The 23,947-nt window shown below is 59.8% G+C and carries 17 protein-coding genes, 4 tRNA genes and 3 rRNA genes; 16 read left to right on the top strand and 8 right to left on the bottom strand.

What is annotated here, in order from left to right; all coding sequences use genetic code 11:
• Positions 1–32: 32 nt before the first annotated feature.
• The gene (locus ACWNZ3_RS02015) at positions 33–1,235 is read left to right on the top strand and encodes a phenylacetate--CoA ligase family protein (protein WP_496901011.1); all 1,203 of its coding nucleotides are present in this window, start codon (positions 33–35) and stop codon (positions 1,233–1,235) included.
• A 121-nt stretch (positions 1,236–1,356) separates the two neighbouring features.
• Positions 1,357–3,009 (top strand): ABC transporter permease, encoded by a 1,653-nt coding sequence (locus ACWNZ3_RS02020; protein WP_496901875.1) that lies wholly within the window; start codon positions 1,357–1,359, stop codon positions 3,007–3,009.
• Positions 3,010–3,041: 32 nt separating this feature from the next.
• Here the strand turns inward: ACWNZ3_RS02020 and yghU are convergent, their stop codons facing one another.
• The 3 genes from yghU to ACWNZ3_RS02035 all read right to left on the bottom strand — a co-directional run bounded on the left by yghU (position 3,042) and on the right by ACWNZ3_RS02035 (position 4,415).
• Positions 3,042–3,920 carry a glutathione-dependent disulfide-bond oxidoreductase gene (gene yghU, locus ACWNZ3_RS02025; RefSeq protein ID WP_114276188.1) on the bottom strand — a complete coding sequence of 293 codons (879 nt, stop codon included), beginning with the start codon at positions 3,918–3,920 and terminating at the stop codon, positions 3,042–3,044.
• A gap of 205 nt (positions 3,921–4,125) precedes the next feature.
• Positions 4,126–4,251 (bottom strand): type B 50S ribosomal protein L36, encoded by a 126-nt coding sequence (ykgO, locus tag ACWNZ3_RS02030; protein WP_005850168.1) that lies wholly within the window; start codon positions 4,249–4,251, stop codon positions 4,126–4,128.
• Positions 4,252–4,340: 89 nt separating this feature from the next.
• Positions 4,341–4,415 (bottom strand) — tRNA-Val (locus ACWNZ3_RS02035).
• 149 nt (positions 4,416–4,564) lie between these two features.
• On the opposite strand from ACWNZ3_RS02035, the gene ACWNZ3_RS02040 reads away from it, so the two are divergent.
• A complete protein-coding gene (locus ACWNZ3_RS02040; RefSeq protein WP_274573228.1) occupies positions 4,565–5,425 on the top strand; it encodes an N-formylglutamate amidohydrolase in 861 nt (286 codons plus the stop codon).
• A 4-nt stretch (positions 5,426–5,429) separates the two neighbouring features.
• Here ACWNZ3_RS02040 and ACWNZ3_RS02045 read toward each other — a convergent pair whose 3' ends face one another.
• Complete coding sequence (locus ACWNZ3_RS02045; RefSeq protein WP_269363606.1) at positions 5,430–5,933, bottom strand: anthrone oxygenase family protein; 504 nt, start codon at positions 5,931–5,933, stop codon at positions 5,430–5,432.
• Positions 5,934–6,015: 82 nt separating this feature from the next.
• Here ACWNZ3_RS02045 and ACWNZ3_RS02050 point away from each other — a divergent pair, with 82 nt between their 5' ends.
• Positions 6,016–6,618, top strand: coding sequence for a TetR/AcrR family transcriptional regulator (locus ACWNZ3_RS02050; RefSeq protein ID WP_496901018.1), 603 nt, complete (start codon positions 6,016–6,018; stop codon positions 6,616–6,618).
• A gap of 57 nt (positions 6,619–6,675) precedes the next feature.
• Here the strand turns inward: ACWNZ3_RS02050 and ACWNZ3_RS02055 are convergent, their stop codons facing one another.
• The gene (locus ACWNZ3_RS02055; protein ID WP_496901019.1) at positions 6,676–7,929 is read right to left on the bottom strand and encodes a DNA polymerase IV; all 1,254 of its coding nucleotides are present in this window, start codon (positions 7,927–7,929) and stop codon (positions 6,676–6,678) included.
• 60 nt (positions 7,930–7,989) lie between these two features.
• Between ACWNZ3_RS02055 and ACWNZ3_RS02060 the strand changes: the two genes are divergently transcribed.
• Positions 7,990–8,418 (top strand): NUDIX hydrolase, encoded by a 429-nt coding sequence (locus ACWNZ3_RS02060; protein WP_269363612.1) that lies wholly within the window; start codon positions 7,990–7,992, stop codon positions 8,416–8,418.
• Positions 8,419–8,651: 233 nt separating this feature from the next.
• Here ACWNZ3_RS02060 and pyrF read toward each other — a convergent pair whose 3' ends face one another.
• Both pyrF and ACWNZ3_RS02070 read right to left on the bottom strand, forming a co-directional pair.
• Positions 8,652–9,374, bottom strand: coding sequence for an orotidine-5'-phosphate decarboxylase (gene pyrF / locus ACWNZ3_RS02065; RefSeq protein WP_496901021.1), 723 nt, complete (start codon positions 9,372–9,374; stop codon positions 8,652–8,654).
• Between the two features lie 267 nt (positions 9,375–9,641).
• Entirely contained in the window at positions 9,642–9,956 is a 315-nt protein-coding gene (locus ACWNZ3_RS02070) for an orotidine 5-phosphate decarboxylase (RefSeq protein ID WP_269363615.1), read from the bottom strand.
• Between the two features lie 807 nt (positions 9,957–10,763).
• Between ACWNZ3_RS02070 and clpB the strand changes: the two genes are divergently transcribed.
• Both clpB and ACWNZ3_RS02080 read left to right on the top strand, forming a co-directional pair.
• Positions 10,764–13,379, top strand: coding sequence for an ATP-dependent chaperone ClpB (gene clpB, locus ACWNZ3_RS02075; protein WP_496901023.1), 2,616 nt, complete (start codon positions 10,764–10,766; stop codon positions 13,377–13,379).
• A 232-nt stretch (positions 13,380–13,611) separates the two neighbouring features.
• Complete coding sequence (locus tag ACWNZ3_RS02080) at positions 13,612–14,040, top strand: hypothetical protein (RefSeq protein WP_269363619.1); 429 nt, start codon at positions 13,612–13,614, stop codon at positions 14,038–14,040.
• A gap of 87 nt (positions 14,041–14,127) precedes the next feature.
• Here the strand turns inward: ACWNZ3_RS02080 and ACWNZ3_RS02085 are convergent, their stop codons facing one another.
• On the bottom strand, positions 14,128–14,607 hold the full coding sequence (locus tag ACWNZ3_RS02085) for a fasciclin domain-containing protein (RefSeq protein ID WP_496901024.1): 480 nt from the start codon (positions 14,605–14,607) through the stop codon (positions 14,128–14,130).
• A gap of 337 nt (positions 14,608–14,944) precedes the next feature.
• On the opposite strand from ACWNZ3_RS02085, the gene msrP reads away from it, so the two are divergent.
• From msrP to ACWNZ3_RS02130, 9 genes are all read left to right on the top strand, one after another.
• The gene (gene msrP, locus ACWNZ3_RS02090; RefSeq protein ID WP_269363623.1) at positions 14,945–15,853 is read left to right on the top strand and encodes a protein-methionine-sulfoxide reductase catalytic subunit MsrP; all 909 of its coding nucleotides are present in this window, start codon (positions 14,945–14,947) and stop codon (positions 15,851–15,853) included.
• 85 nt (positions 15,854–15,938) lie between these two features.
• Entirely contained in the window at positions 15,939–16,562 is a 624-nt protein-coding gene (gene msrQ / locus ACWNZ3_RS02095; protein ID WP_496901025.1) for a protein-methionine-sulfoxide reductase heme-binding subunit MsrQ, read from the top strand.
• Between the two features lie 877 nt (positions 16,563–17,439).
• Positions 17,440–18,901: ribosomal RNA gene (locus ACWNZ3_RS02100) — 16S ribosomal RNA — on the top strand.
• 324 nt (positions 18,902–19,225) lie between these two features.
• A tRNA-Ile gene (locus ACWNZ3_RS02105) sits at positions 19,226–19,302 on the top strand.
• Between the two features lie 21 nt (positions 19,303–19,323).
• Positions 19,324–19,399 (top strand) — tRNA-Ala (locus tag ACWNZ3_RS02110).
• A 451-nt stretch (positions 19,400–19,850) separates the two neighbouring features.
• Positions 19,851–22,703: ribosomal RNA gene (locus tag ACWNZ3_RS02115) — 23S ribosomal RNA — on the top strand.
• Between the two features lie 185 nt (positions 22,704–22,888).
• Positions 22,889–23,003 (top strand): 5S ribosomal RNA (gene rrf, locus ACWNZ3_RS02120).
• The 16S, 23S and 5S rRNA genes sit together here with 3 tRNA genes alongside, the layout of an rRNA operon.
• Positions 23,004–23,162: 159 nt before the next feature.
• Positions 23,163–23,239: transfer RNA gene (locus ACWNZ3_RS02125), tRNA-Met, on the top strand.
• A gap of 162 nt (positions 23,240–23,401) precedes the next feature.
• Entirely contained in the window at positions 23,402–23,875 is a 474-nt protein-coding gene (locus ACWNZ3_RS02130) for a VOC family protein (RefSeq protein ID WP_274573218.1), read from the top strand.
• The last annotated feature ends 72 nt before the right edge of the window (positions 23,876–23,947 follow it).

Below are 23,947 nucleotides of genomic sequence, written 5' to 3' on the forward strand. Positions count from 1 at the left end.
ATCGCAACAGTCGAAGAACAAGGGTCAAAGTCATGTCAGCTTCCCATTTCGATGATCTCGAAATCCGCAGTGCGGATGAGCGGGCGGCGGCACAGGCCGCGCGGCTGAAAGAGATCCTGGCCGGGATCACCGATGCGCCGGAAGACTGGCGCGCCGATGCTGCTGCTGTCGGCGGGCCGGAGGATCTGCCGAAGCTGCCGGTGTTGCGGAAATCCGACCTGAGCGGCTGGCAGAAGGCAAGGCCGCCCTTTGGCGGGATTGCGGTGCGCAACGCGACCCATGTGTTCCAGTCGCCCGGCCCGATCTATGAACCGGGCGGCAGCTCTGCCGACTGGTTCCGCATGGGGCGTTTCCTGCATGCGGCGGGGCTGGGTGCGAAGGACATCGTGCAGAACTGCTTTGGCTATCATCTGACGCCTGCAGGCCATATGTTTGAAAGCGGCGCAAGGGCGGTGGGCGCGATGGTTCTGCCTGCCGGTGTGGGCCAGACCGAATTGCAGGTCACGGCGGCACGGGACGTGGGCACAACGGCCTATGCCGGGACCCCCGATTACCTCAAGATCATTCTGGAAAAGGCGGATGAAATGGGCGTGGCCCTTGGCATTACCAAGGCCGTTGTCGGCGGCGGCGCGCTGTTCCCCTCGCTGCGCCAGTACTACATCGACCGGGGGATTTCCTGCCTCCAGTGCTATGCCACGGCCGATCTGGGCAACATCGCCTACGAAAGTGCGGCGATGGTGGGCATGATCGTGGACGAGGGGGTGATCGTCGAGATCGTGACACCCGGCACCGGCGATCCCGTTCCGGCGGGGGAGGTCGGTGAAGTAGTGGTGACCTCGCTCAACCCGGATTATCCGCTGATCCGTTTCGCCACCGGCGACCTGTCTGCGGTGATGCCGGGCGCATCGCCTTGCGGGCGCACAAATATGCGCATCAAGGGCTGGATGGGCCGGGCCGATCAGACCACCAAGATCAAGGGCATGTTCGTCCGCCCCGAGCAGGTGGCGGCACTTGTCGCCCAGCATGACGAGATCCGCAAGGCGCGCGTGGTGGCCAGCCGCACAGGCGAGCAGGACGTGATGACAGTCCATATCGAAAGCGCGGGGGGCGACCCGGAGGCCTATGCGCAATCGGTGGCCAATCTGCTGAAGCTGAAAGGCAAGGTGGTGATCGTCGATCCTGACACGCTGCCCAAGGACGGGCTGGTGATCGAGGATCAGCGCAGCTACGACTGATCTGTTTTCCGGCGGGTGTCCTGAATGCCGACAGCAGATTGTTCCGGCAGAGGTGCGGGGCGGGGCTGGCAATCCTGACTGAAATCATCGAAATAGGGCCATGGACCAGAGCACCAGCCAGATGACCGCGAAACGCCCTGCCCCGACAGACCGGGCGCGGGGTCTGGCCTTTGGCGCGGTGCTGGTTGCTGTTGTTTGCGCGCTGCCGATGCTGGCGGTGCTGATTGCGGCGCTGAGCGGGGGCACGGATACGGTGCGGCACCTCCTCGCGACCGTGCTGGGGGCCTATAGCTGGACCACGTTCAAGCTGGTTGTGATGGTGGCGGCGGGCACCTTTGCGGTGGGGGTCGGCGCGGCCTGGCTGGTGACCATGACACGCTTTCCCGCCGTGCGGTTCCTTGAGATCGCGCTGGTGCTGCCGCTGGCCTTTCCGGCCTATGTGCTGGCCTATGCCTATACCTTTGTGCTGGATCATCCGGGCATCGTGCAAAGCACGCTGCGTGACGTGACCGGCTGGGGGCCGCGCGACTACTGGTTCCCGGATGTACGGTCTTTGGGCGGTGCGGCGGTGATGCTGATTCTGGTGCTTTACCCCTATGTCTACCTGTTGGCGAGGGCCGCGTTCCTGCAGCAGAGCGGGACGACCTTTCTGGCGGCGCGGGCGCTGGGCTCTTCCGCCTTTGCGGCATTCTGCAAGGTCAGCCTGCCGCTGGCGCGTCCGGCAATTGCCGGTGGCGTCCTGCTGGCGGTGATGGAGACCATCGCGGATTTCGGCACTGTGGCCTATTTCGGCGTGCAGACCTTTGCCACGGGCATCTATACATCGTGGTTCTCGCTCTATGACCGGGCCGGGGCTGCGCAGCTGGCGCTGTGCCTGCTGTCGGTTGCCCTGTTGCTGGCGATGCTGGAGCGGGTGCAGCGGGGCAAGGCGAAATATCATGACCCGGCACGGCGCGCGCCCGGCATGCCCCCGATCGAGCTGCGCGGCTGGTCGGGGATCGGCGCACTGGTGCTTTGCGGGGTGCCGGTGGTTTTTGGTGCGCTGCTGCCCATCGTGATTCTTCTGGTGATGGGCCTTGGCTCGGAGCAGGACCTTCTGAGCCCGCGCTACTTGGGTTTCATGCGCAATTCGGTGACGCTGGCGGGGACGGCGGCGCTTGTCACTGTGGTGGGCGCAATCTGCGTGGGCTTTTTCCGTCGGCTGCGTCCGGGGCGGCTGTCCCAGGGGGCGGCCTATGTGGCGCGGCTGGGCTATGCGGTTCCGGGCGGGGTGATCGCGGTGGGGCTGATGGTGCCCTTTGCCGCCTTTGACAATACGCTGGACGCCTGGATGCGCGCGACCTTCGGCATTTCCACCGGCTTGCTGATCACCGGGTCGATCTGGCTGCTGGTGGCGGCCTATATGGTGCGCTTCATGGCGGCGGCGCTGGGCGCTTATGAGGGCGGGCAGGCAATGGTTCACGCCAATATGGACGCTGCCGCGCGGTCACTGGGCGAAACGCCGGTCGGCACGCTGCGCCGGGTGCATCTGCCGATTCTGGCGCCGAGCCTGCTGACCGCGCTGCTGATCGTCTTTGTCGATGTGATGAAGGAGCTGCCCGCTACGCTGATCATGCGCCCGTTCAACTATGACACGCTGGCGGTGCAGGCCTACCGGCTGGCCAGTGACGAGCGGCTGGGCGGGGCTGCGGTGCCCTCGCTGGTGATTGTGGCGATGGGGCTGTTACCGGTGATTCTGATCTGCCGTCAGGTGGGCCGGGGGCGGCGCAGGTAAGGCGCATCGGGCTGCACCTTACCGCTGTGCACTCAGTCCTCGGCGGCCTCGATCTTGTCCTGGGTCCTGGTCTCGAAATCGCTGGCATCGTGGCGTTCCCGCAGCTGCATGGACAGGTCATCGCCAAAGGCGCGGTTGACCATCCGGCCACGTTTGACCGCCGGGCGTGCGTCGATGGTTTCGGCCCAGCGCAGCACATTCCTGTAAGAGGTCACATCGAGGAATTCGGCCGCATCATAGAGCCGTCCCAGCACAAGCTGCCCGTACCAGGCCCAGATCGCCATATCGGCGATGGAATAGCTGCCTGCCATCCATTCGTTCTCGGCCAGATGCCGGTCGAGCACATCGAGTTGGCGTTTCGCCTCCATCGTGAAGCGGTCGATGGGGTATTGCCATTTCTCCGGCGCATAGGCGTAAAAATGGCCGAATCCGCCGCCGAGGTAGGGCGCGCTGCCCATCTGCCAGAACAGCCAGGACAGCATCTCTGTCCGGTCCGCCGGGTTTTCGGGGATGAAGGCACCGAACTTTTCCGCCAGGTGCATCATGATCGACGCAGATTCGAAGACCCGCTGCGGTTTGTCCCCGGAGTGATCCATCAGCGCGGGAATTTTCGAATTCGGGTTGGCCGAGACGAAACCGGAGGTGAACTGGTCACCTTCCATGATGTTGATGATCCAGGCGTCGTATTCCGCGCCTGTGTGACCGGCTGCCAGAAGCTCTTCGAACAGGACGGTGACCTTGACGCCGTTGGGGGTGGCCAGTGAATACAGCTGGAAAGGATGTTTGCCGACCGGCAGGTCCTTTTCGCTGGTGGGGCCCGCGACGGGGCGGTTGATGCTGGCAAAACGCCCGCCGCTTTCGGCGTCCTGGGTCCAGACCTTGGGCGGTGTGTAGGTTTTCATCTCGGCCATATGGGTTCCTTCTCTTCGGCGGGCGCACGGCGCGTGCACCTTGTGGATTGGCCGTAAGGTGGGGCTTTGACCCACTGAGGGCCAGAGGAAAAATGCATTCCGCCGCAAACATGGTTGTGATCCCGGCGCGTGGCAGGGGGCGGCCGGTCAAGAAAAAAGGCTGCCCCGAAGGACAGCCTTTCTGAATGGTAACTGCTGGCAGATCTCAGCCCTGGCGGGCTTTGAACCGGCGTTGGGTCTTGTTGATCACGTAAACGCGGCCTTTGCGACGCACAACGCGGCAATCACGGTGCCGGTTCTTGAGCGAGCGGAGCGAGTTGCGAACTTTCATGTCCTTCTCCATCTTTCTGTCTGGCGCGAACCAGCGCCGGGTTGCGGGCAGCCCGACACGCCAGAGGCGGTCAGACCAGTGAAATTCGGTGGTGGGCGATACTGGGATCGAACCAGTGACCCCTTCGATGTCAACGAAGTGCTCTACCGCTGAGCTAATCACCCACACTGAAACACGGATTATATACGGCCCCAAACAAAATGGGGCGCGAAAACCCGCGCCGTGAGGGGTGCTATAAAAGGAGTCGGGCACATGATCAAGGGCTTTTGGCATCGCAAGTTTCTGCGCTATGTTGATCGCGAAAGGGGGCCGTATGCCGAAGTCTGCCTACGAAGTTTTTCACCCGGAGCGCAACCGGTCCTGCGTGGTCTTTGCCTCGCCGCATTCCGGGCGTGATTACCCCTGGTCTTTCCTGCGTAAAACGGTGCTGGACGAACATGCGATCCGGTCGTCGGAAGATGCTTTTGTGGACATGCTGTTCGACTGCGCGCCGCGTTACGGTGCGACCTTCATCAAGGCGGGCGCGCCGCGCGCCTTTGTGGATCTGAACCGGTCCAACGACGAGCTGGACCCGGCGCTGATCGAAGGGGTGCGCAGGCAGGGGCATAATCCGCGGGTGGCTTCCGGCCTTGGTGTCATCCCCCGTGTCGTGTCGAACGGGCGGGCGATCTACCGGGGCAAGATCACTGGTGCCGAGGCGGAGCGTCGCATCACGCAATATTGGCAGCCCTATCATGACATGGTGCAAAAGCTGCTGGATGCCGCGCATCAGCGGCATGGCCAGGCGGTGCTGCTGGATTGCCATTCCATGCCGCATGAGGCGATGGACGGGGTGGCCCGGTCGGGTATGCGCCGCCCTGATGTGGTTCTGGGGGACCGGTTCGGGGCCTCTGCCGGGGGCGAGGTCGTGGACCGGATCGAGGCGGCTTTTGCTGACGCCGGATTCGTGGTGACCCGCAACACGCCCTTTGCGGGGGCCTATATCACCCAGGCCTATGGCCGCCCGTCACGCGGGCAGCATGCGGTTCAGGTCGAAATCGACCGCTCGCTTTACATGAACGAGGCGCTGATCCGGCCCAATGGCGACTTTGACACGGTGCGCGCTGCCCTGCAGCAGGTGGTGGGGGAAGTGGCGCAGATCGGCCAGGGCCGGTTGCCGCTGGCCGCCGAATAGCCGTTCAGGTCTTTTTCCCGACTGACAGCATCGCCATGCCAAGGCAGAGCGTCCCCAGACCGGTTGCGGCGGTCCGCAGCTGATTCCAGAACTGCCATTCCGGTGAATAGCCCTGCCAGATCTGGCGCGCTGTTTCGATATCTTCGGGGACGGGGACTGCGCCAAGGGCTTCGTTCATCGGGACATTCACCGCCATTGTCAGCAGGACGCCCGGAAAGGTCACCAGCAGTGCCGCGCCAAGGCACCACCCGGCGGCGGCCCGCTGTGCAGCCACAAAGAGAATCACCGTTGTGACGGCCAGCACGACGGGCGTGCCAAAGAAAGCGGGGGCAAAGACCGCGTTGCGCACCGAGGCATTCATGGCCTGCATCGCGGCGATGGCGGTGCGGGGGTCGGCCTGATCCAGCCCCCACATGGTCGAGCAGACCCAGGCGTAGAAAAAGCCGAAGAGCGCGCCGCAGAGCAGCAGGGAGAGCAGAAGCAGGGGGCGGGAAAGTATGTTGGTCATCTGAAAATCCGTATTAATGTGTACGCCTTTACATATCCGTATCTTAATGTACGTTTATTTGTCAAGCAGAGGGGGGCATTCGATGCGTGACGACAAACGCCAGGCGCGCATGCGCGAGATTGAAGCGGTGGCCTATGAGTTGCTGGCCGAGCAGGGGTATGACGGAACCTCCATGCTGGCGGTGGCGAAACGGGCCAGGGCATCGAACGAGACACTTTATCGGTGGTACGGCGACAAGAAGGGATTGTTCGCCAGCATGGTCCGGGCAAATGCCGACGCGGTGCGCGCGGCACTTGATCACGTGGAACCGGCGGGCCTGTCGCCACTGGACAGGCTGCATCGGCTGGCGCCGGTCCTGTTGGGCATGTTGCTGGGGGAGCGCGCGATTTCGCTGAACCGGGCCGCTGCGGCGGATGCCACAGGAGACCTGGGGCGCGCCATTGCCGAGGGGGGACGCGAGAGCATCCTGCCCCTGCTGGCCGGTGTGATGGAAGAGGCGGTCGCAGCAGGGGAGGTGGTGCCGCCGAAGGTGGGGGATATCGCGCCGCTGTTCATGCATCTGCTGGTGGGCGATCAGCAGATCAGGCGGGTAATCGGGACCTTGCCCGCCCCCGGTGAGGCGCAGGTTGTGGCGCAGGCCAGGATTGCGATGGCCCAGTTCATCGCGCTCTGTGCCCCGTGCTGAGGTTAATCCGCTGAACGGCGGGGCCTGAGCCCAGCGAAGCGGCCTCGGGCGCGCGGATCAGCGCAGGGCGCGCCCCTTTACGATGGCCTTCTCGCCAAAGCGGGAGCGGATGCTGTCGGTGGCGCGTTCCGCGCGGTTGCGTTTATCGGCCTGCGGGTCCAGCAGGTCTCCGGCCAGATCGGCGCCCTCGGGCGTGCCAAGGTCGGAGATCCCGACACCGATCAGGCGGAAAGGGCCGGGGTCACCCAATTGGTCAAAGAGCGCGCGGGCATGGCGATAGATGCGGTCCGCAAGCTGGGTATGGTCGGGGAGCGAGACGCGGCGGGTGAGAATCTTGAAATTCGCGTGTTTCAGTTTCAGCGTGACGATGCGCCCGGCCATGCCCTTGGCCTTGGCCCGGTCGGCCACCTGCACCGACAGCCGCCAGATGTGGCCATCCAGAATATCGGCATCGCCCGTGTCCTCGCCAAAGGTGGTTTCCTTGGAGATGGATTTGACCGGTTCATGGGCCGAGACCCGGCGATGGTCCTGGCCTCGCGCCAGGTGCCACAGCCTTTCGCCCATGCCGCCGAATCGAAGGATCAGATCCTGCTTTTCCCAACGCAGAAGGTCGGAAAAATTGCGCACACCGGCCTTTTCCAGCGCCGCCTGGGTGACCGCACCGACCCCCCAGATCATGCTGACCGGTTTGTCGTGCAGGAAATCTGCCGTTTCCGCCTTGCCGATGACGGAAAAGCCGTGCGGCTTGTCGAGGTCGGAGGCGACCTTGGCCAGAAACTTGTTGTGGCTCAACCCGATGGAGCCGGTCAGCCCCAGTTCGGTTTTCATGCGACGGACCAGTCGCGCCAGCATGACCGCAGGGGCCGCGCCATGCAGGCGTTGGGTGCCGGTCATGTCGAGAAAGGCCTCGTCCAGGGAAAGCGGCTGAATGGCCGGGGTCAGTTCCTCCATCATGGCGCGAATGGCACGGGAGGCTTCGACATAGGCCGCCATCCTGGGTTTGATGATGATCGCCTCCGGACAGAGTTTGAGCGCCTGGAACATCGGCATCGCGGAGCGCACGCCGCGAATCCGCGCGATATAGCAGGCGGTGGAGACCACCCCGCGCCGGCCGCCGCCGATGATGACAGGTTTGCCCGCCAGCGCCGGATTGTCGCGCTTTTCCACCGAGGCATAGAAGGCATCGCAATCCATATGCGCGATGGTCAGTTCCATGAGTTCGGGATGGGACAGCACACGGGGGCTGCCGCAGCTGGTGCACCGCGTCACGGCAGGTTGTTCTTTCAGGCAATCACGACAAAGGCTCGCCATCTTGGCACACGGATGAGAATGGTTATGTAGCCAATGTAGCGGGTGAGCGAAGGAAAGAACATGGGGCAGGACGAAGGCTTTGACGGTGCCAAGCTTGCGCTTTTCATCGGCGCGAAACTGGCTGTGATCCTGCGCGACGATATCCCCGGCCTGCCCTTTGCCGGATATTGGGACCTGCCCGGTGGCGGGCGCGAGGGGGATGAAACACCCTTGGAATGCGCCCTTCGCGAGTGTCGCGAGGAGCTGGGATTGACGGTGCCGGAGGGTGCGGTGACATGGCGGCAGCGGTTTACCGAGGACGGACAGGTCAAATGGTTCTTCGTGGCAGGCCTGCCGGACCGGGCGGCGCAGGATGTCATTTTCGGCAACGAAGGGCAGCGATGGACGCTGATGTCGTCTGACGCATTTCTGGCGCATCCCAAGGCCGTCCCGGCATTTCAGGCACGCCTGCGGTTGTTCCTGAAGCGCGAGGGCGTTTCAGGTCTTTGAAATTATTTGGATTTTCAAGACAAAGCCCCCCGCCTTCTGCAGCGGGGGGGAGTTGACGAACTTCAGGAAGAACCAGTTCGTCGGGGAGTATCACCTGACCTTAGGTTAACATGGCAAGCAGGGGCCACATAGTCGGGAATTCCTGACCGGACAGCCAGCAGGCCCGATGTTGTCATTTATGTTACAGTCAGCGGTTGAAGTTCAGGCGCTGCCGCCAGCCATCCAAGGGCAGTTCAGGAGGGGGCGTTGGGTCTGGCCGCCTGTGGGCTTTTCATCTCGGCGAGGATTTCAAGCGCCGCGTCGCGGGGGTCAGGCACCGCCCAGATCGGGCGGCCGACCACCACATGATCCGCGCCTGCGGCGATCGCCTGCGCCGGTGTCATGATGCGTTTCTGGTCGCCGGGCGCACTGCCAAAGGGGCGGACGCCGGGGGTCACCACCAGCTTGCCCTCCGCTTCGGGCAGGGCGCGCACAAGGGCCGCCTCGTGCGGGGAACAGATGATGCCGTCTGCACCTGCTTCGAAGGCATTTGCGGCGCGGGTCTGCACCAGATCGGGGATGGCGCCGTCGCGGATCAGGGCGCCGTCAAGATCGGCCCGGTCCAGCGAGGTCAGGATCGTCACCGCGAGGATCTTTGTGTCATGCCCGCCAGCTCCTTCGCGGGCGGCAGCAACAACATAGGGGTCGCCATGCACGGTGAGGAAATCGAGTTCGAACCGCGCCAGGCCACGCACGGCGGCTTCGACGGTTGCGCCGATGTCGAAAAGCTTCATGTCCAGAAAGATGCGTTTGCCGTGCTCCTGCTTGAGCTCGTTTGCGAGCGCCAGACCACCGCCGGTCAACATGCCAAGCCCGATCTTGTAGAAACTGACGGCGTCGCCCAGTTCTTCCGCGAGCGCAAGCCCCGCGACAGCATTGGGAACATCGAGGGCTACGATCAGGCGGTCATCTGTCATCTGGCTTCCTTGGGTGATGCGGGCAAACGTCTGGGTCGTAGTCGGTTTGACCGGAAGCTGTCCAGTGAAAAGAGCGGGCCGGGCGCGCGCCGGTGCTGCGGAAGACAAAAAAAACCCGGATATGCTTGCGCGATATCCGGGCCAGTATGTCAGAGACAGTGCAGGCAGGCATAGGTCTCTGATGGAGGGGCCGCTGCATGGACAGAATATGCAGCGGTGCCCCGCTGTCCGCGCGGAAAGGCAGGTGTCGCGCGGATGGCTGTGAAATCAGGCGGCGCGGTTGCCGGGGTAGGCAACCAGGCTTTCCAGCCAGCGGCGCGGGTCGAACCGGGGCCGGCCGGCACGTTGCCGGGCAGCGCGGTGAGCCCGTTCCGAATAGAGACCGGCACCTTGCCGGTCCCGGCGGATGGCCTGTTTTTTCAAACCTTCGGCCGCCTGTTCGAAAGACATGGTGATGGGCGCATTGATGGCGCAGGCATATTTGCGCGCGGTTCCGTCACGATGGAGAGTGACAAGCGCCTCGAACGTCTGTTCGGCGGCGTTGTAGATCACATCTGACAGTTGAATGCTTGGATTCTGCATGAAGATTACCTCACAAGGCCTTGATCGTTGTCGCAGGGGTTGGTGCTGCTTTAGACAACAACGATTATGTTGCGAAATGGTTGCATGAATTCCGGAAAAAGCTGTGAATAAATTGGAATAATCTTTTTATTACAGTCGGCTATCCCGGTATGGAATTTTTCATTTCTGCGGAATTTGTCGCAAATTGGGCAGATTGCTGCCGTTCCCCTGGTGCGCCGCCTGTCCGCAGGCGCATTGGCCCTGCCTGCGCTTCATGTCACCCGGCATCTGACAGGTTCTATCGAACGTCGTGCCAGGCAATTCTGGCCCAATCCGGCCCTTCGACGCGGGGTGAGCGAGGAGCCGCTTTGCGGGACGAAGCTGCCGTCCACCAAAGCCCGGAGTCAAGGTGCGCAGCACCGCCGGGCAGCGCCCGACCGCCCCATGGGCGGGCGCTTTCTCACCGTATTGCGGTTCATCATCCCCACGCCAAAGATTAGAAATAAAGTGGCACCCACGGACGTTCCGCTGCCCACCCGCGGCCAGGCGCTGCCCTGTGTGGTTAAGTCACTTTGGACTCAATCCCGCCCTTCGCAGCATTTTTCACAAATGACCGCTTGGCCCCTGCCTCCCATCGGACATAACGCTGCGCTCCGGGCCAGCGATGTGACACAAAAGCCGGTATTGCCTGACACCTGACAGTTTCATTGTGGTGAGCGCCTCTTGAATCCGGTGTCCGGATCCCCAAATTCTAACCGAGGTCCCGAAGGACGCGTGCCGCTGAGCCGGGCGCATCCGCCATGGGGCGCTTAACAAGAGGAGAGAACCATGGACTTGAGCAAGTTCACGGAAAGATCGCGCGGCTTCATTCAGGCGGCGCAGACAATTGCCATCCGCGAGAGCCATCAACGGCTTACTCCCGAACATATTCTGAAAGCACTGCTGGACGATGATCAGGGCTTTGCGGCCAATCTGATTTCGGCGGCAGGCGGTAACGTCAAGCGCGTGACCGAGAACCTCGCGCTGGCGATGGGCAAGCTGCCCAAGGTTTCGGGCGATGCGGCCCAGGTCTATCTGGACAATACAACCACGAAAGTGCTGGCCGAGGCTGAGGCGCTGGCGAAGAAGGCGGGCGACAGTTTTGTCCCGGTAGAACGTCTGTTGATGGCGCTTTGCATGGTCAAATCCGCGGCGAAAACCGCGCTGGAAGCCGGTCATGTTTCGGCCCAGGCGCTGAACACTGCCATCAATGATGTCCGCAAGGGCCGCACCGCGGATACCGCGAGTGCGGAGGATGGATATGAGGCGCTGAAGAAATACAGCACCGACCTGACCACGCGGGCCGAAGAAGGCCGGATCGACCCGATCATCGGCCGCGACGAGGAAATCCGCCGCACGATGCAGGTCCTGTCGCGCCGGACCAAGAACAACCCGGTTCTGATCGGTGAACCCGGTGTCGGTAAGACCGCCATTGCCGAAGGTCTTGCCCTGCGGATTGTCGATGGCGATGTGCCCGAATCCCTGCGCAACAAGCGTTTGCTGGCGCTGGACATGGGGGCGCTGATTGCAGGTGCTAAATATCGCGGCGAGTTCGAGGAGCGTTTGAAGGCGGTTCTGACCGAAGTCACCGAAGCTGCCGGGGAAATCATCCTGTTCATCGACGAGATGCACACGCTGGTCGGTGCGGGCAAGGCGGATGGGGCGATGGATGCCTCGAACCTGCTGAAACCTGCGCTTGCGCGGGGTGAATTGCATTGCGTTGGTGCCACCACGCTGGATGAATACCGCAAATATGTGGAAAAGGACGCGGCGCTGGCGCGGCGTTTCCAGCCGGTCATGGTGCAGGAGCCGACGGTGGAAGATACCATTTCCATCCTGCGCGGCATCAAGGAGAAATACGAGCTTCACCATGGTGTGCGGATCAGTGACTCTGCCCTCGTGGCCGCCGCGACGCTGAGCAATCGCTACATCACCGACCGGTTCCTGCCGGACAAGGCGATCGACCTGATGGACGAGGCCGCCAGCCGTCTGCGCATGGAAGTCGACAGCAAGCCCGAAGAGCTGGACGCGCTGGACCGCCAGGTCCTGCAATTGCAGATCGAGGAAGAGGCGCTGAAGCTGGAAGACGATCAGGCGTCCAAGGACCGGCTGGAGACCTTGCAGAAGGACCTTTCCGATTTGCAGGAGAAGGCCAGTGGCATGACAGCCGCTTGGCAGGCCGAGCGTGACAAGTTGGCCGGCGCCCGCGATATCAAGGAAAAGCTGGACCGCGCCCGTGCGGATCTGGACATCGCCAAGCGGGAGGGCAACCTCGCCCGCGCGGGGGAGCTTTCCTATGGCGTGATCCCGCAGCTTGAGAAGGATCTTGAGGCTGCTGAATCCAGCGAGGATGGCATGATGGTCGAAGAGGCCGTGCGCCCCGAGCAGATCGCAAATGTGGTTGAGCGCTGGACAGGTGTGCCTGCGGGCAAGATGCTGGAAGGCGAACGTGACAAACTGTTGCGCATGGAAGACCAGCTTCATGCGCGGGTCATTGGCCAGAATGCTGCGGTCAAGGCGGTGGCAAATGCCGTGCGCCGTGCGCGTGCCGGTCTGAACGACGAGAACCGCCCCCTGGGCAGTTTCCTGTTCCTCGGGCCGACGGGTGTGGGCAAGACCGAGCTGACCAAGGCGGTGGCGGAGTTCCTGTTCGACGACGACAACGCCATGGTGCGTATCGACATGTCCGAGTTCATGGAGAAGCATAGCGTTGCCCGGTTGATCGGCGCGCCTCCGGGTTACGTCGGCTATGACGAGGGCGGTGTGCTGACCGAGGCGGTGCGGCGCAGGCCCTATCAGGTGGTGCTGTTCGACGAGGTCGAAAAGGCGCATCCGGATGTGTTCAACGTGCTGTTGCAGGTCCTGGACGACGGGGTGCTGACCGACGGGCAGGGCCACAGGGTCGATTTCAAGCAGACGCTGATCGTGCTGACATCGAACCTGGGCGCGCAGGCGCTGAGCCAACTGCCCGATGGCGGCGACATGGCACAGGCCAAGCGTGACGTGATGGATGCGGTCCGGGCGCACTTCCGGCCGGAGTTCCTGAACCGTCTGGACGAGACGATCATCTTCGACCGGCTGAGCCGCGAAAACATGACAGGTATCGTCGAGGTGCAATTGCAGCGGCTGCTCCGGCGGCTGGCCGGGCGCAAGATCGCGCTGGATCTGGATGAGAGCGCCAAGAAGTGGCTGGGCGATGAAGGCTATGATCCGGTCTTCGGGGCACGGCCGCTCAAGCGGGTCATCCAGCGGGTGCTGCAGGACCCGCTGGCAGAGATGATCCTGGCCGGTGACGTGCGCGACGGAGACAGGATCACGGTCACCGCAGGAGCCGATGGCCTGATCATCGGGGACCGGGTTGCGGCCAGCAATCGGCCCAAACCGGACGATGCGACGGTGCATTGATCCGCACTATATATATGCAAGTAAAAAAGGCCGGGGTTTTCCCGGCCTTTTTTGTCGGTAGCCCGGTCGGCGACACGGCAGGAATCTCGTTTGTGCCCATCTGCTGTTGCGGTTGTGCCGCAGGCAACGCAGCAACGCCTCAAGCTGTTTTTCATTTGCCGGTCGAATTGCTAGGTCCGCAGGGAGGAATTGCAGCGGATCCCCCATGCAGATGCAGCAGAAAGGCAGACCCATGAGACTATTAGGTATACTGGGGCTGCTGAGCCTGGCCGCATGTGGTGATCTTCCGGGCCCTTCGGTTCCTGCGCAACCGGGCCAGAACCTGCAATCGGCGCGTCAGGCGGTCTATGCCTGCTCCGCAAATGCGGCGCGGGGTGGTCAGAATGCTGTCGTCAGCAGCTATGTCGGGGGCGTGTTATTTGGCGGCGTGCTTGTGGGCCCGATCATCGTGGCGTCCAATGAAGGGAATATCCGTGCCCATGGCGAGGCGGGCGCGGTGGACCGTTGTCTGAATACGCGCGGTTTCGAGCGGCGCGATCTGACACCGGCAGAAGTTCAGGCGCTGAACAGATTGTCGGGCACCCGGCGCCATCAGCTGTTGGATCACCTGATCTCGGGCCAGTCGCTTGAGACATTCAATGCTTCCGCCGGATACGCCTGACGCAGGTCATGCCAGGTTCAAAGGGTCGTTTTGGCAGCCCTTTTTCGTGCGCACCCGCCGGGATTGTCCGGCGGATGTCTCCTCGGATCAAGGCATCAGCACCTTGTCGATGACATGGATCACCCCGTTCGTGGCTTCAATGTCGGGGGTGACAATCGTGGCATCATTGACCATGAGCCCATTGTCGAGGTTGATCGTGACGACAGAGCCCTCCAGCGTTTCGACATTCATCCCGGTCTGAAGGTCAGCGGACATGATTTTGCCCGCGACGACGTGGTAGGTGAGAATGCTTGTCAGAACGTCCTGGTTTTCGGGCAGCAGCAGGGTGTCCACAGCGCCGTCTTCCAGATCGGCAAAGGCGTCGTCACCGGGCGCAAAGACGGTATAGGGGCCGTCGCCTTTCAGGGTTTCGAGCAGGCCGGCCGTCTCGGCGGCAGCCAGCAGGGTGCCGAAAGTCCCGGCCTCGGTTGCGGTATCGACGATGTCTTTCTTGTTGTCGGCAGCAAAGACGGGTGTTCCGGCAAGCGCGGCAGCAGCGGTCAGGGCAAGTAGTGTTCTGCGGTGCATGATGGTCTCCTCTTGCTATCTGGTGTCACAGGACAATGTGAGGCGGTCCGTCGGAAAGAAAAGCCGGGGGTTTTCGCCGGTGGCGTGAGGGCGCGCCTTGAAACATGGGGCGCGCGCGCTAAGCGGGACGGATGCGGTGCGACCACTCAACTCAACGTGAAGCCGGGACGCGGTTTTGTGATCTCTGCCCGCAGCGCCGCAGGCGCTGGCCGTTTCTGCCGGGCGGAGCAAAGCTGACAATTCGGTGTTCTGGGTGAAATGAACCGCGAAAGTCTTTGGTGCATGGGCCTTGTAACCCTAACTCTGTTGTATGTGGAGTCGAGAGTAGGAGAGCCCGATGGCCCATCGTTGGATCAATACGCTGAAAGAAAGCGACGTCACCCCGGAGGCGGCGTTTCTGAACCGCAGGCAATTGATGGCGGGTGCGGTTGCGGGCGTCGGGCTTGCCGGGATATCCGGCGGGCGGGTGCGAGCCGAGGGAGAGCTGCAACCGAACAGCTATGAGGACATCACCAGCTACAACAACTATTATGAGTTCGGCACCGGCAAGGGCGATCCGGCCCGCAATGCCGGAACCCTCACGACCAAACCCTGGACGGTGAAGATCGACGGCCTTGTGGACAAGCCCGGCGACTACAACTTTGAAGACATCATGAAGGCGATGACCATCGAGGAACGGATCTATCGCTTCCGTTGCGTCGAGGCCTGGTCGATGGTGGTGCCATGGGACGGGTTTGAACTGGCGGATCTGCTGGAGATGGCGGGGGTGCAGTCCGCTGCGAAATACGTGGCCTTCGAGACGGTGCTGCGCCCCGACGAAATGCCCGGCGTGCGGTTCCCGGTTCTGGACTGGCCCTATGTCGAGGGGCTGCGCCTGGACGAGGCGATGCATCCGCTGACGATCATGGCGACCGGCATCTATGGCAAGGACATCCCGAACCAGAACGGCGCGCCGCTGCGGCTGGTGGTGCCGTGGAAGTATGGCTTCAAGTCGATCAAGTCGATTGTGCGGATCACGCTGACAGACAGCGAACCGCCGACAAGCTGGAACAAGGCCAATGCCCGTGAATACGGGTTCTACAGCAATGTGAACCCGGAAGTGAGCCACCCGCGCTGGTCGCAGGCGACAGAGCGTCCGCTGGGCGGAGGGCTGTTTGCCGGTCGCCAGGACACGCTGATGTTCAATGGCTACGGCGACGAGGTGGCCAGCCTTTATGAAGGCATGGATCTGGCCAAGAACTTCTGATGGCAAACCCGGGCGGCAGGGGAGACGGGATTTTCGAAAATCCCGGTCCAAATTCTTTGAAAAATTCGCCACGCCGGGTGGCCCTGTGAAAGTCTTCATCGACGGCATCAACAGCTTCGCGCGGCGCATCCCGACATGGGTTGTATATAGTGCGTATCTGATCCCCGCCGTCTGGCTGTTCTATCAGGGGGTCTACGGGGGGCTTGGCCCCGATCCGGTCAAGGCGCTGGAGCATGAGCTGGGCAAGACCGCGCTGCAGCTTTTGATCATCGGTTTGTGCATCACGCCGCTGCGCCGGTTTACCGGCCTTAACCTGATCAGATTCCGCCGGGCGATCGGTCTGCTCGCCTTTACCTATGTCGTGCTGCATCTGCTGGTCTGGGCATTCCTGGATGTGCAAAGCCTGTCGCGGGTTGCACAGGACATCATAAAGCGCCCCTACATCACCATCGGCATCGCGGCATTTGTCCTTTTGCTGCCCCTGGCCGCCACATCGAACAATTGGTCGGTGCGTAAACTGGGCCCGGCGTGGCGCAAGCTGCACAAACTGACCTACCTGGCCGTGATTCTGGGCGGTATCCACTACATCTGGCTGGTGAAGGGCATTCAGATTGAGCCCCTGGTCTATATGGCCGTGATTCTGGGGCTTCTGTCGCTGAGATTGGTCAAAACCCCGAAGCGCGGACCCGCTGCCCGGCCAAATCGGTGAATCACCGGGCCGCTCGGGGCTGATTGCTGGCCGGTCGCCGGAGATTCTGCACTGATTCCACCATGGTTGCCCGCCGAACGGGCACTTTTTGAAAGAAATTTTGGCCTGTCACGCAAGTCGGAGCCCGATTTTCGGTGAATCGCCCCTCCGATTCACACCCGATCCCACTTTCGGCCGGGTGAATCGCAGCCGACCCGCGGGTGAATCGGCAAATCAGGGGCAAATTTGTTGGCGCAAACAGGGTGAGTCTGCGTCCGGCTTGGGGGTAAGCCTGTGGATAACGCTATATATGGGAATCCGGAGGCCCTGCTTCGGTGATGCCGCAGGCGATAAAGCGACCGCAGGCAAAGTAATTCGAAAAAAATGAGATCGTAACACTCTGTTTCTAAACCACATTCTGAGAGTGTAGCAAAAATTTCGTATTTCTCGAAAAAAGGGGTTGCGGGTATCCGCTACTAACCGTAGAACCCCCCTCACCGGCGGCGCAGAGATGCACCGACGGGGCGTCAGACGGGCCGGACGGAAGCGGAAACGCGGACGGGCGGAAACGAGGCGGACAAGAAATATCAGAGGTATTTGGGCGGGGCGCGCCAGGAAGTTAGGGCGCATCTCAGTCTCTTTTGTCTCTACGCTCTTTGAAATTGATAGTATCTGAAGAGATATGTGGGCGGTTTGGTTCATTCGATGGATCAACCTCTTCATATCGCGCTACTAGACTTCGGTCGATGATGTAGTGTCAGCTTCACTGTTTGGACGGCTTCTGGTTACTTTGGTAACTGCAAGCACAACAAACAGAAAAGACGCCTGTGGTATTCAGTAAGTACTGCAGGTCGATGTGCAGAGGTTCGACGTCAAGGATAAGCAAGCAATTGCTTTTCAACTTGAGAGTTTGATCCTGGCTCAGAACGAACGCTGGCGGCAGGCCTAACACATGCAAGTCGAGCGCACCCTTCGGGGCGAGCGGCGGACGGGTTAGTAACGCGTGGGAACGTACCCTTTTCTACGGAATAGCCTCGGGAAACTGAGAGTAATACCGTATAAGCCCTTCGGGGGAAAGATTTATCGGTAAAGGATCGGCCCGCGTTAGATTAGATAGTTGGTGGGGTAATGGCCTACCAAGTCTACGATCTATAGCTGGTTTTAGAGGATGATCAGCAACACTGGGACTGAGACACGGCCCAGACTCCTACGGGAGGCAGCAGTGGGGAATCTTAGACAATGGGCGCAAGCCTGATCTAGCCATGCCGCGTGTGTGATGAAGGCCTTAGGGTCGTAAAGCACTTTCGCCAGGGATGATAATGACAGTACCTGGTAAAGAAACCCCGGCTAACTCCGTGCCAGCAGCCGCGGTAATACGGAGGGGGTTAGCGTTGTTCGGAATTACTGGGCGTAAAGCGTACGTAGGCGGATCAGAAAGTAGGGGGTGAAATCCCGAGGCTCAACCTCGGAACTGCCTCCTAAACTCCTGGTCTTGAGTTCGAGAGAGGTGAGTGGAATTCCAAGTGTAGAGGTGAAATTCGTAGATATTTGGAGGAACACCAGTGGCGAAGGCGGCTCACTGGCTCGATACTGACGCTGAGGTACGAAAGTGTGGGGAGCAAACAGGATTAGATACCCTGGTAGTCCACACCGTAAACGATGAATGCCAGTCGTCGGGCAGTATACTGTTCGGTGACACACCTAACGGATTAAGCATTCCGCCTGGGGAGTACGGTCGCAAGATTAAAACTCAAAGGAATTGACGGGGGCCCGCACAAGCGGTGGAGCATGTGGTTTAATTCGAAGCAACGCGCAGAACCTTACCAACCCTTGACATCCTGTGCTAACCCGAGAGATCGGGCGTTCACTTCGGTGACGCAGTGACAGGTGCTGCATGGCTGTCGTCAGCTCGTGTCGTGAGATGTTCGGTTAAGTCCGGCAACGAGCGCAACCCACATCTTTAGTTGCCAGCAGTTCGGCTGGGCACTCTAAAGAAACTGCCCGTGATAAGCGGGAGGAAGGTGTGGATGACGTCAAGTCCTCATGGCCCTTACGGGTTGGGCTACACACGTGCTACAATGGTAGTGACAATGGGTTAATCCCAAAAAGCTATCTCAGTTCGGATTGGGGTCTGCAACTCGACCCCATGAAGTCGGAATCGCTAGTAATCGCGTAACAGCATGACGCGGTGAATACGTTCCCGGGCCTTGTACACACCGCCCGTCACACCATGGGAGTTGGTTCTACCCGACGACGCTGCGCTAACCTTCGGGGGGCAGGCGGCCACGGTAGGATCAGCGACTGGGGTGAAGTCGTAACAAGGTAGCCGTAGGGGAACCTGCGGCTGGATCACCTCCTTTCTAAGGATGTTTCTAGCAGATTTTAAGTGATACCAACGCGCTCAAGTAGCGAAGCGGTAGCGCATAAAACTCATGAAACACTTAGCAGGACAGTAAACAAAACTGTCCATATTCGGGGCATCGCAAGATGTCCTTCGGACCGGGCCGTCCTCATATCTCTTCAGCAAGCGCCTCACGCAGTGGGGCGCGTCGCCCTGACAGGGTATCGCGCAGCGATATCCCCAGAAGGGTTGCAATGCGGGTCCGACCCGCCTGGCGCAACTCGCGCATTGCTTCGCAATACGCTGTTTGCGCGACGTCGATTTTGCCTGGGCAAAATCAACTGGGTCGGTAGCTCAGGTGGTTAGAGCGCACGCCTGATAAGCGTGAGGTCGGAGGTTCAAGTCCTCCTCGACCCACCAGTATCCCGAAAGGGTTTTGATGGGGCCTTAGCTCAGCTGGGAGAGCGCCTGATTTGCATTCAGGAGGTCAGGAGTTCGATCCTCCTAGGCTCCACCATTTACTACTAGTACTGATTAGATCAGCAAGCGCGCTGCGGCGTGTTTGCTCGTCCAATCGGACGCTGGTGAGTTCCTTCGGGAGCGCATCAAATTGACATCGTAAAGAGAGATACAATAACAACACTGTTTGGTTGTCCCGCGTAAGGGAATGACCTCGGTTTGGTGCGGCGGACCATGTCTTCGGATGTGGGCCAAAGCGAGCGTTTGCAAGGCTGTTTCCTCGGCCGACCAGGCGTATGCCTGCCGAAAAGAACGTGTTGTCCAAGTCAAGTACACTAACCAGAGACATGACGCTGCACCCTGCACGGGCTGCGGCTATCAGCATGTCTCGTTGTCCAGACGATAGTCTGGGCGGGAAAAAGTATGCTTTTGAACCAGGATAAGGAGGATCAGTTTCTTACCAGCTTCTGATCGTCGCGCGGGACGCAAGTCTTGCTTTTTCTGGATCAAATCAAGCGCGAAAAGGGCGTTTGGTGAATGCCTTGGCAGTAAGAGGCGATGAAAGACGTGATACTCTGCGATAAGCCATGGGGAGCCGAGAATAGGCTTTGATCCATGGATTTCTGAATGGGGCAACCCACCTGATACTGTGTTATTGTTACCCGCTTCGGCGGCGATCAATAATGCGGTAAAACAGGTATTTCTAGACTGAATACATAGGTTTAGAAAAGCAAACCCGGGGAACTGAAACATCTAAGTACCCGGAGGAAAGGAAATCAATTGATACTCCCCTAGTAGCGGCGAGCGAACGGGGACCAGCCGAGCCATGAGTGTGGTTAGAATGCGTTGGAATGCGCAACCAGAGTGGGTGATAGTCCCGTATAAGAAGCATGATTGGACGTATTAAGTAGGGCGGGACACGTGAAATCCTGTCTGAAGATCGGAGGACCACCTTCGAAGGCTAAGTACTCCTTACTGACCGATAGTGAACCAGTACCGTGAGGGAAAGGTGAAAAGCACCCCGACGAGGGGAGTGAAACAGTACCTGAAACCGAACGCCTACAATCAGTTGGAGGGGCTTTACGCCCTGACAGCGTACCTTTTGTATAATGGGTCATCGACTTGGTCTCACGAGCAAGCTTAAGCCGTTAGGTGTAGGCGCAGCGAAAGCGAGTCTTAATAGGGCGTCGAGTTCGTGGGATCAGACCCGAAACCGAGTGATCTAGGCATGGCCAGGTTGAAGGTAAGGTAACACTTACTGGAGGACCGAACCCACATCCGTTGAAAAGGATCGGGATGAGCTGTGCCTAGGGGTGAAAGGCCAATCAAACTCGGAGATAGCTGGTTCTCTGCGAAATCTATTTAGGTAGAGCGTCATCCGAATACCCTCGGGGGTAGAGCACTGGATGGGTAATGGGGCCCCACAGGCTTACTGATCCTAACCAAACTCCGAATACCGAGGAGTACTAGATGGCAGACACACGGCGAATGCTAACGTCCGTCGTGAAGAGGGAAACAACCCTGACCTCCAGCTAAGGCCCCTAATTCATGGCTAAGTGGGAAAGCAGGTGAGACGGCCAAAACAACCAGGAGGTTGGCTTAGAAGCAGCCATCCTTTAAAGATAGCGTAACAGCTCACTGGTCTAATTAAGCTGTCTTGCGGCGAAGATGTAACGGGGCTCAAGCCATGAGCCGAAGCTGAGGATGCATTTATTGCATGGTAGCAGAGCGTAGTGTGACATAACTCCTATCCCCTTCAGCGTTGGTGCGCAGTAAATGCGCACCCTACGTTGAGGAGGGTAAGGAGTTTTCTGTGAAGCTGGCGCGTGAGCGATCCGGTGGAGAGATCACTAGTGAGAATGATGACATGAGTAGCGACAAAGAGTGTGAGAGACACTCTCGCCGAAAGTCCAAGGGTTCCTGCTTAAAGCTAATCTGAGCAGGGTAAGCCGACCCCTAAGGCGAGGCCGAAAGGCGTAGTCGATGGGAACCAGGTTAATATTCCTGGGCCAGATGGAAGTGACGGATCTCGAGGGTAGTTCATCCTTATCGGATTGAATGGGCTGCTTAGAGGTTCCTGGAAATAGCTCCATCGCTAGATCGTACCCTAAACCGACACAGGTGGACTGGTAGAGAATACCAAGGCGCTTGAGAGAACTATGTTGAAGGAACTCGGCAAAATACCTCCGTAAGTTCGCGAGAAGGAGGCCCGGTTCCTAGGCAACTAGGGGCTGGGGGCACAAACCAGGGGGTGGCGACTGTTTATTAAAAACACAGGGCTCTGCGAAGTCGCAAGACGACGTATAGGGTCTGACGCCTGCCCGGTGCCTGAAGGTTAAAAGGAGGGGTGAGAGCTCTGAATTGAAGCCCAGGTAAACGGCGGCCGTAACTATAACGGTCCTAAGGTAGCGAAATTCCTTGTCGGGTAAGTTCCGACCTGCACGAATGGCGTAACGACTTCCCCGCTGTCTCCAACATAGACTCAGCGAAATTGAATTACCTGTCAAGATGCAGGTTTCCCGCGGTTAGACGGAAAGACCCCGTGCACCTTTACTACAGCTTCACACTGGCATTAGGCCGAACATGTGCAGGATAGGTGGTGGGCTTTGAAGCCGGAACGCTAGTTTCGGTGGAGCCTCCCTTGAGATACCACCCTTGTTCTGCTTGATGTCTAACCGCGGTCCGTTATCCGGATCCGGGACCCTGTGTGGCGGGTAGTTTGACTGGGGCGGTCGCCTCCTAAATCGTAACGGAGGCGCGCGAAGGTTGGCTCAGAGCGGTCGGAAATCGCTCGTTGAGTGCAATGGCAGAAGCCAGCCTGACTGCAAGACTGACAAGTCGAGCAGAGTCGAAAGACGGCCATAGTGATCCGGTGGTCCCAAGTGGGAGGGCCATCGCTCAACGGATAAAAGGTACGCCGGGGATAACAGGCTGATACTGCCCAAGAGTCCATATCGACGGCAGTGTTTGGCACCTCGATGTCGGCTCATCTCATCCTGGGGCTGGAGCAGGTCCCAAGGGTACGGCTGTTCGCCGTTTAAAGAGGTACGTGAGCTGGGTTTAGAACGTCGTGAGACAGTTCGGTCCCTATCTTCCGTGGGTGTAGGATACTTGAGAGGAGTTGCCCCTAGTACGAGAGGACCGGGGTGAACGATCCACTGGTGGACCAGTTGTTATGCCAATAGCAGTGCTGGGTAGCTATGATCGGACAGGATAACCGCTGAAGGCATCTAAGCGGGAAGCCCCCCTCAAAACAAGGTATCCCTGAGAGCCGAGGTAGACCACCTCGTCGATAGGCCAGAGATGTAAGCGTGGTAACACGTTCAGTTGACTGGTACTAATTGCTCGATAGGCTTGATTTGATCCAGTAGAAGCAAGACTTCTGCTTATCAATCAAAAGCATACACATACATTAGCTGTACTGACTTGGACATCAACACAGCCGTTCCTTCCGGAATGGCAAAAGAGCGGGAACGCGCATCTAAGAATGCGACGCCTCCCGCCCGAAACCTTCCCATCGCGGAAGGCTCGTAGAGGATTTGTTTGGTTTGGTGATCATAGCGCGAGCAAAACACCTGGTCCCATCCCGAACCCAGCCGTTAAGTGCCGTAGCGCCGATGGTACTGCGTCTTAAGACGTGGGAGAGTAGGTCATCGCCAAACCTAACAAGTCCTCTAAGGCGTTTCCGGTTCTCGTTGAAACGAAGCATCGCCAATGTCCCGAGAGCGCCGAAGGCGCGGCAGGGTAGGGGCGATATAACATAAACTGGAAACGCCAAAATTTGTATCTCTCTTCGATGATCAGATAACTCGACTTAGTGGCGCGGGATGGAGCAGCCCGGTAGCTCGTCAGGCTCATAACCTGAAGGTCGTAGGTTCAAATCCTACTCCCGCAACCAAGTCTTTTCCGAAATATCCGCCGTTCAACGTCGCTTTATGCGGCGTTTTTGTTGCTTCAACGGCGGTCTTTCTTCAGATTTGCACAAATGGTCTGCGTTTCTGGGTCTCGTAACACCCACGCGCATCTCCTATCTGTTGAGTAAGACAGGAAAGGAACCGCCATGACAGATCACGCAACCATCGGTCACATACACCTTCGGGTCAGTGATCTTGACCGCGCCATCGCGTTTTACCGGGATATTCTGGGGTTCGAGATTACCCAGAAGTTCGGCAATAGGGCTGCCTTTCTGTCGGCGGGCGGCTATCACCATCACATCGGGCTGAATACCTGGGAGAGCCTGGGCGCCACACCGCCGCCGCCGGGGCACACCGGGCTTTATCATTCGGCATTTCTCTATCCGGACCGGGCCAGCCTCGCGGCCGTGCTCAAGCGGGTGGTCGACGCGGGCATTCCACTGGACGGCGCTGCGGATCACGGGGTGAGCGAGGCCATCTATCTGCGCGATCCTGATGAAAACGGAGTCGAGATCTATCGCGACCGGGCGCAGGCAGACTGGCCCCGCGATGCTGCAGGAAAACTGTTGATGGTCAATGAGCGGCTCGACGTTGCCGCCCTGCTGGCGGAGGCGCCCTGAGCCGCAATTGATCAGGCGTCCACGATGGACAATCCCGTTCCGCTGCGCCAGTTTCGGCGCAAGGTTTCTGGA

The sequence above is a fragment of the Sulfitobacter sp. IGS-18 genome, assembly GCF_059628195.1.

Excerpts from the sequence above, each read along its gene's own strand:
- ACWNZ3_RS02015 (WP_496901011.1), top strand. The coding sequence starts at position 33 with ATGTCAGCTTCCCATTTCGATGATCTCGAAATCCGCAGTGCGGATGAG.
- ACWNZ3_RS02020 (WP_496901875.1), top strand. The coding sequence starts at position 1,357 with ATGACCGCGAAACGCCCTGCCCCGACAGACCGGGCGCGGGGTCTGGCC.
- yghU (WP_114276188.1), bottom strand. The coding sequence starts at position 3,920 with ATGGCCGAGATGAAAACCTACACACCGCCCAAGGTCTGGACCCAGGAC.
- ykgO (WP_005850168.1), bottom strand. The coding sequence starts at position 4,251 with ATGAAAGTTCGCAACTCGCTCCGCTCGCTCAAGAACCGGCACCGTGAT.
- ACWNZ3_RS02040 (WP_274573228.1), top strand. The coding sequence starts at position 4,565 with ATGCCGAAGTCTGCCTACGAAGTTTTTCACCCGGAGCGCAACCGGTCC.
- ACWNZ3_RS02045 (WP_269363606.1), bottom strand. The coding sequence starts at position 5,933 with ATGACCAACATACTTTCCCGCCCCCTGCTTCTGCTCTCCCTGCTGCTC.
- ACWNZ3_RS02050 (WP_496901018.1), top strand. The coding sequence starts at position 6,016 with ATGCGTGACGACAAACGCCAGGCGCGCATGCGCGAGATTGAAGCGGTG.
- ACWNZ3_RS02055 (WP_496901019.1), bottom strand. The coding sequence starts at position 7,929 with ATGGCGAGCCTTTGTCGTGATTGCCTGAAAGAACAACCTGCCGTGACG.
- ACWNZ3_RS02060 (WP_269363612.1), top strand. The coding sequence starts at position 7,990 with ATGGGGCAGGACGAAGGCTTTGACGGTGCCAAGCTTGCGCTTTTCATC.
- pyrF (WP_496901021.1), bottom strand. The coding sequence starts at position 9,374 with ATGACAGATGACCGCCTGATCGTAGCCCTCGATGTTCCCAATGCTGTC.
- ACWNZ3_RS02070 (WP_269363615.1), bottom strand. The coding sequence starts at position 9,956 with ATGCAGAATCCAAGCATTCAACTGTCAGATGTGATCTACAACGCCGCC.
- clpB (WP_496901023.1), top strand. The coding sequence starts at position 10,764 with ATGGACTTGAGCAAGTTCACGGAAAGATCGCGCGGCTTCATTCAGGCG.
- ACWNZ3_RS02080 (WP_269363619.1), top strand. The coding sequence starts at position 13,612 with ATGAGACTATTAGGTATACTGGGGCTGCTGAGCCTGGCCGCATGTGGT.
- ACWNZ3_RS02085 (WP_496901024.1), bottom strand. The coding sequence starts at position 14,607 with ATGCACCGCAGAACACTACTTGCCCTGACCGCTGCTGCCGCGCTTGCC.
- msrP (WP_269363623.1), top strand. The coding sequence starts at position 14,945 with ATGGCCCATCGTTGGATCAATACGCTGAAAGAAAGCGACGTCACCCCG.
- ACWNZ3_RS02130 (WP_274573218.1), top strand. The coding sequence starts at position 23,402 with ATGACAGATCACGCAACCATCGGTCACATACACCTTCGGGTCAGTGAT.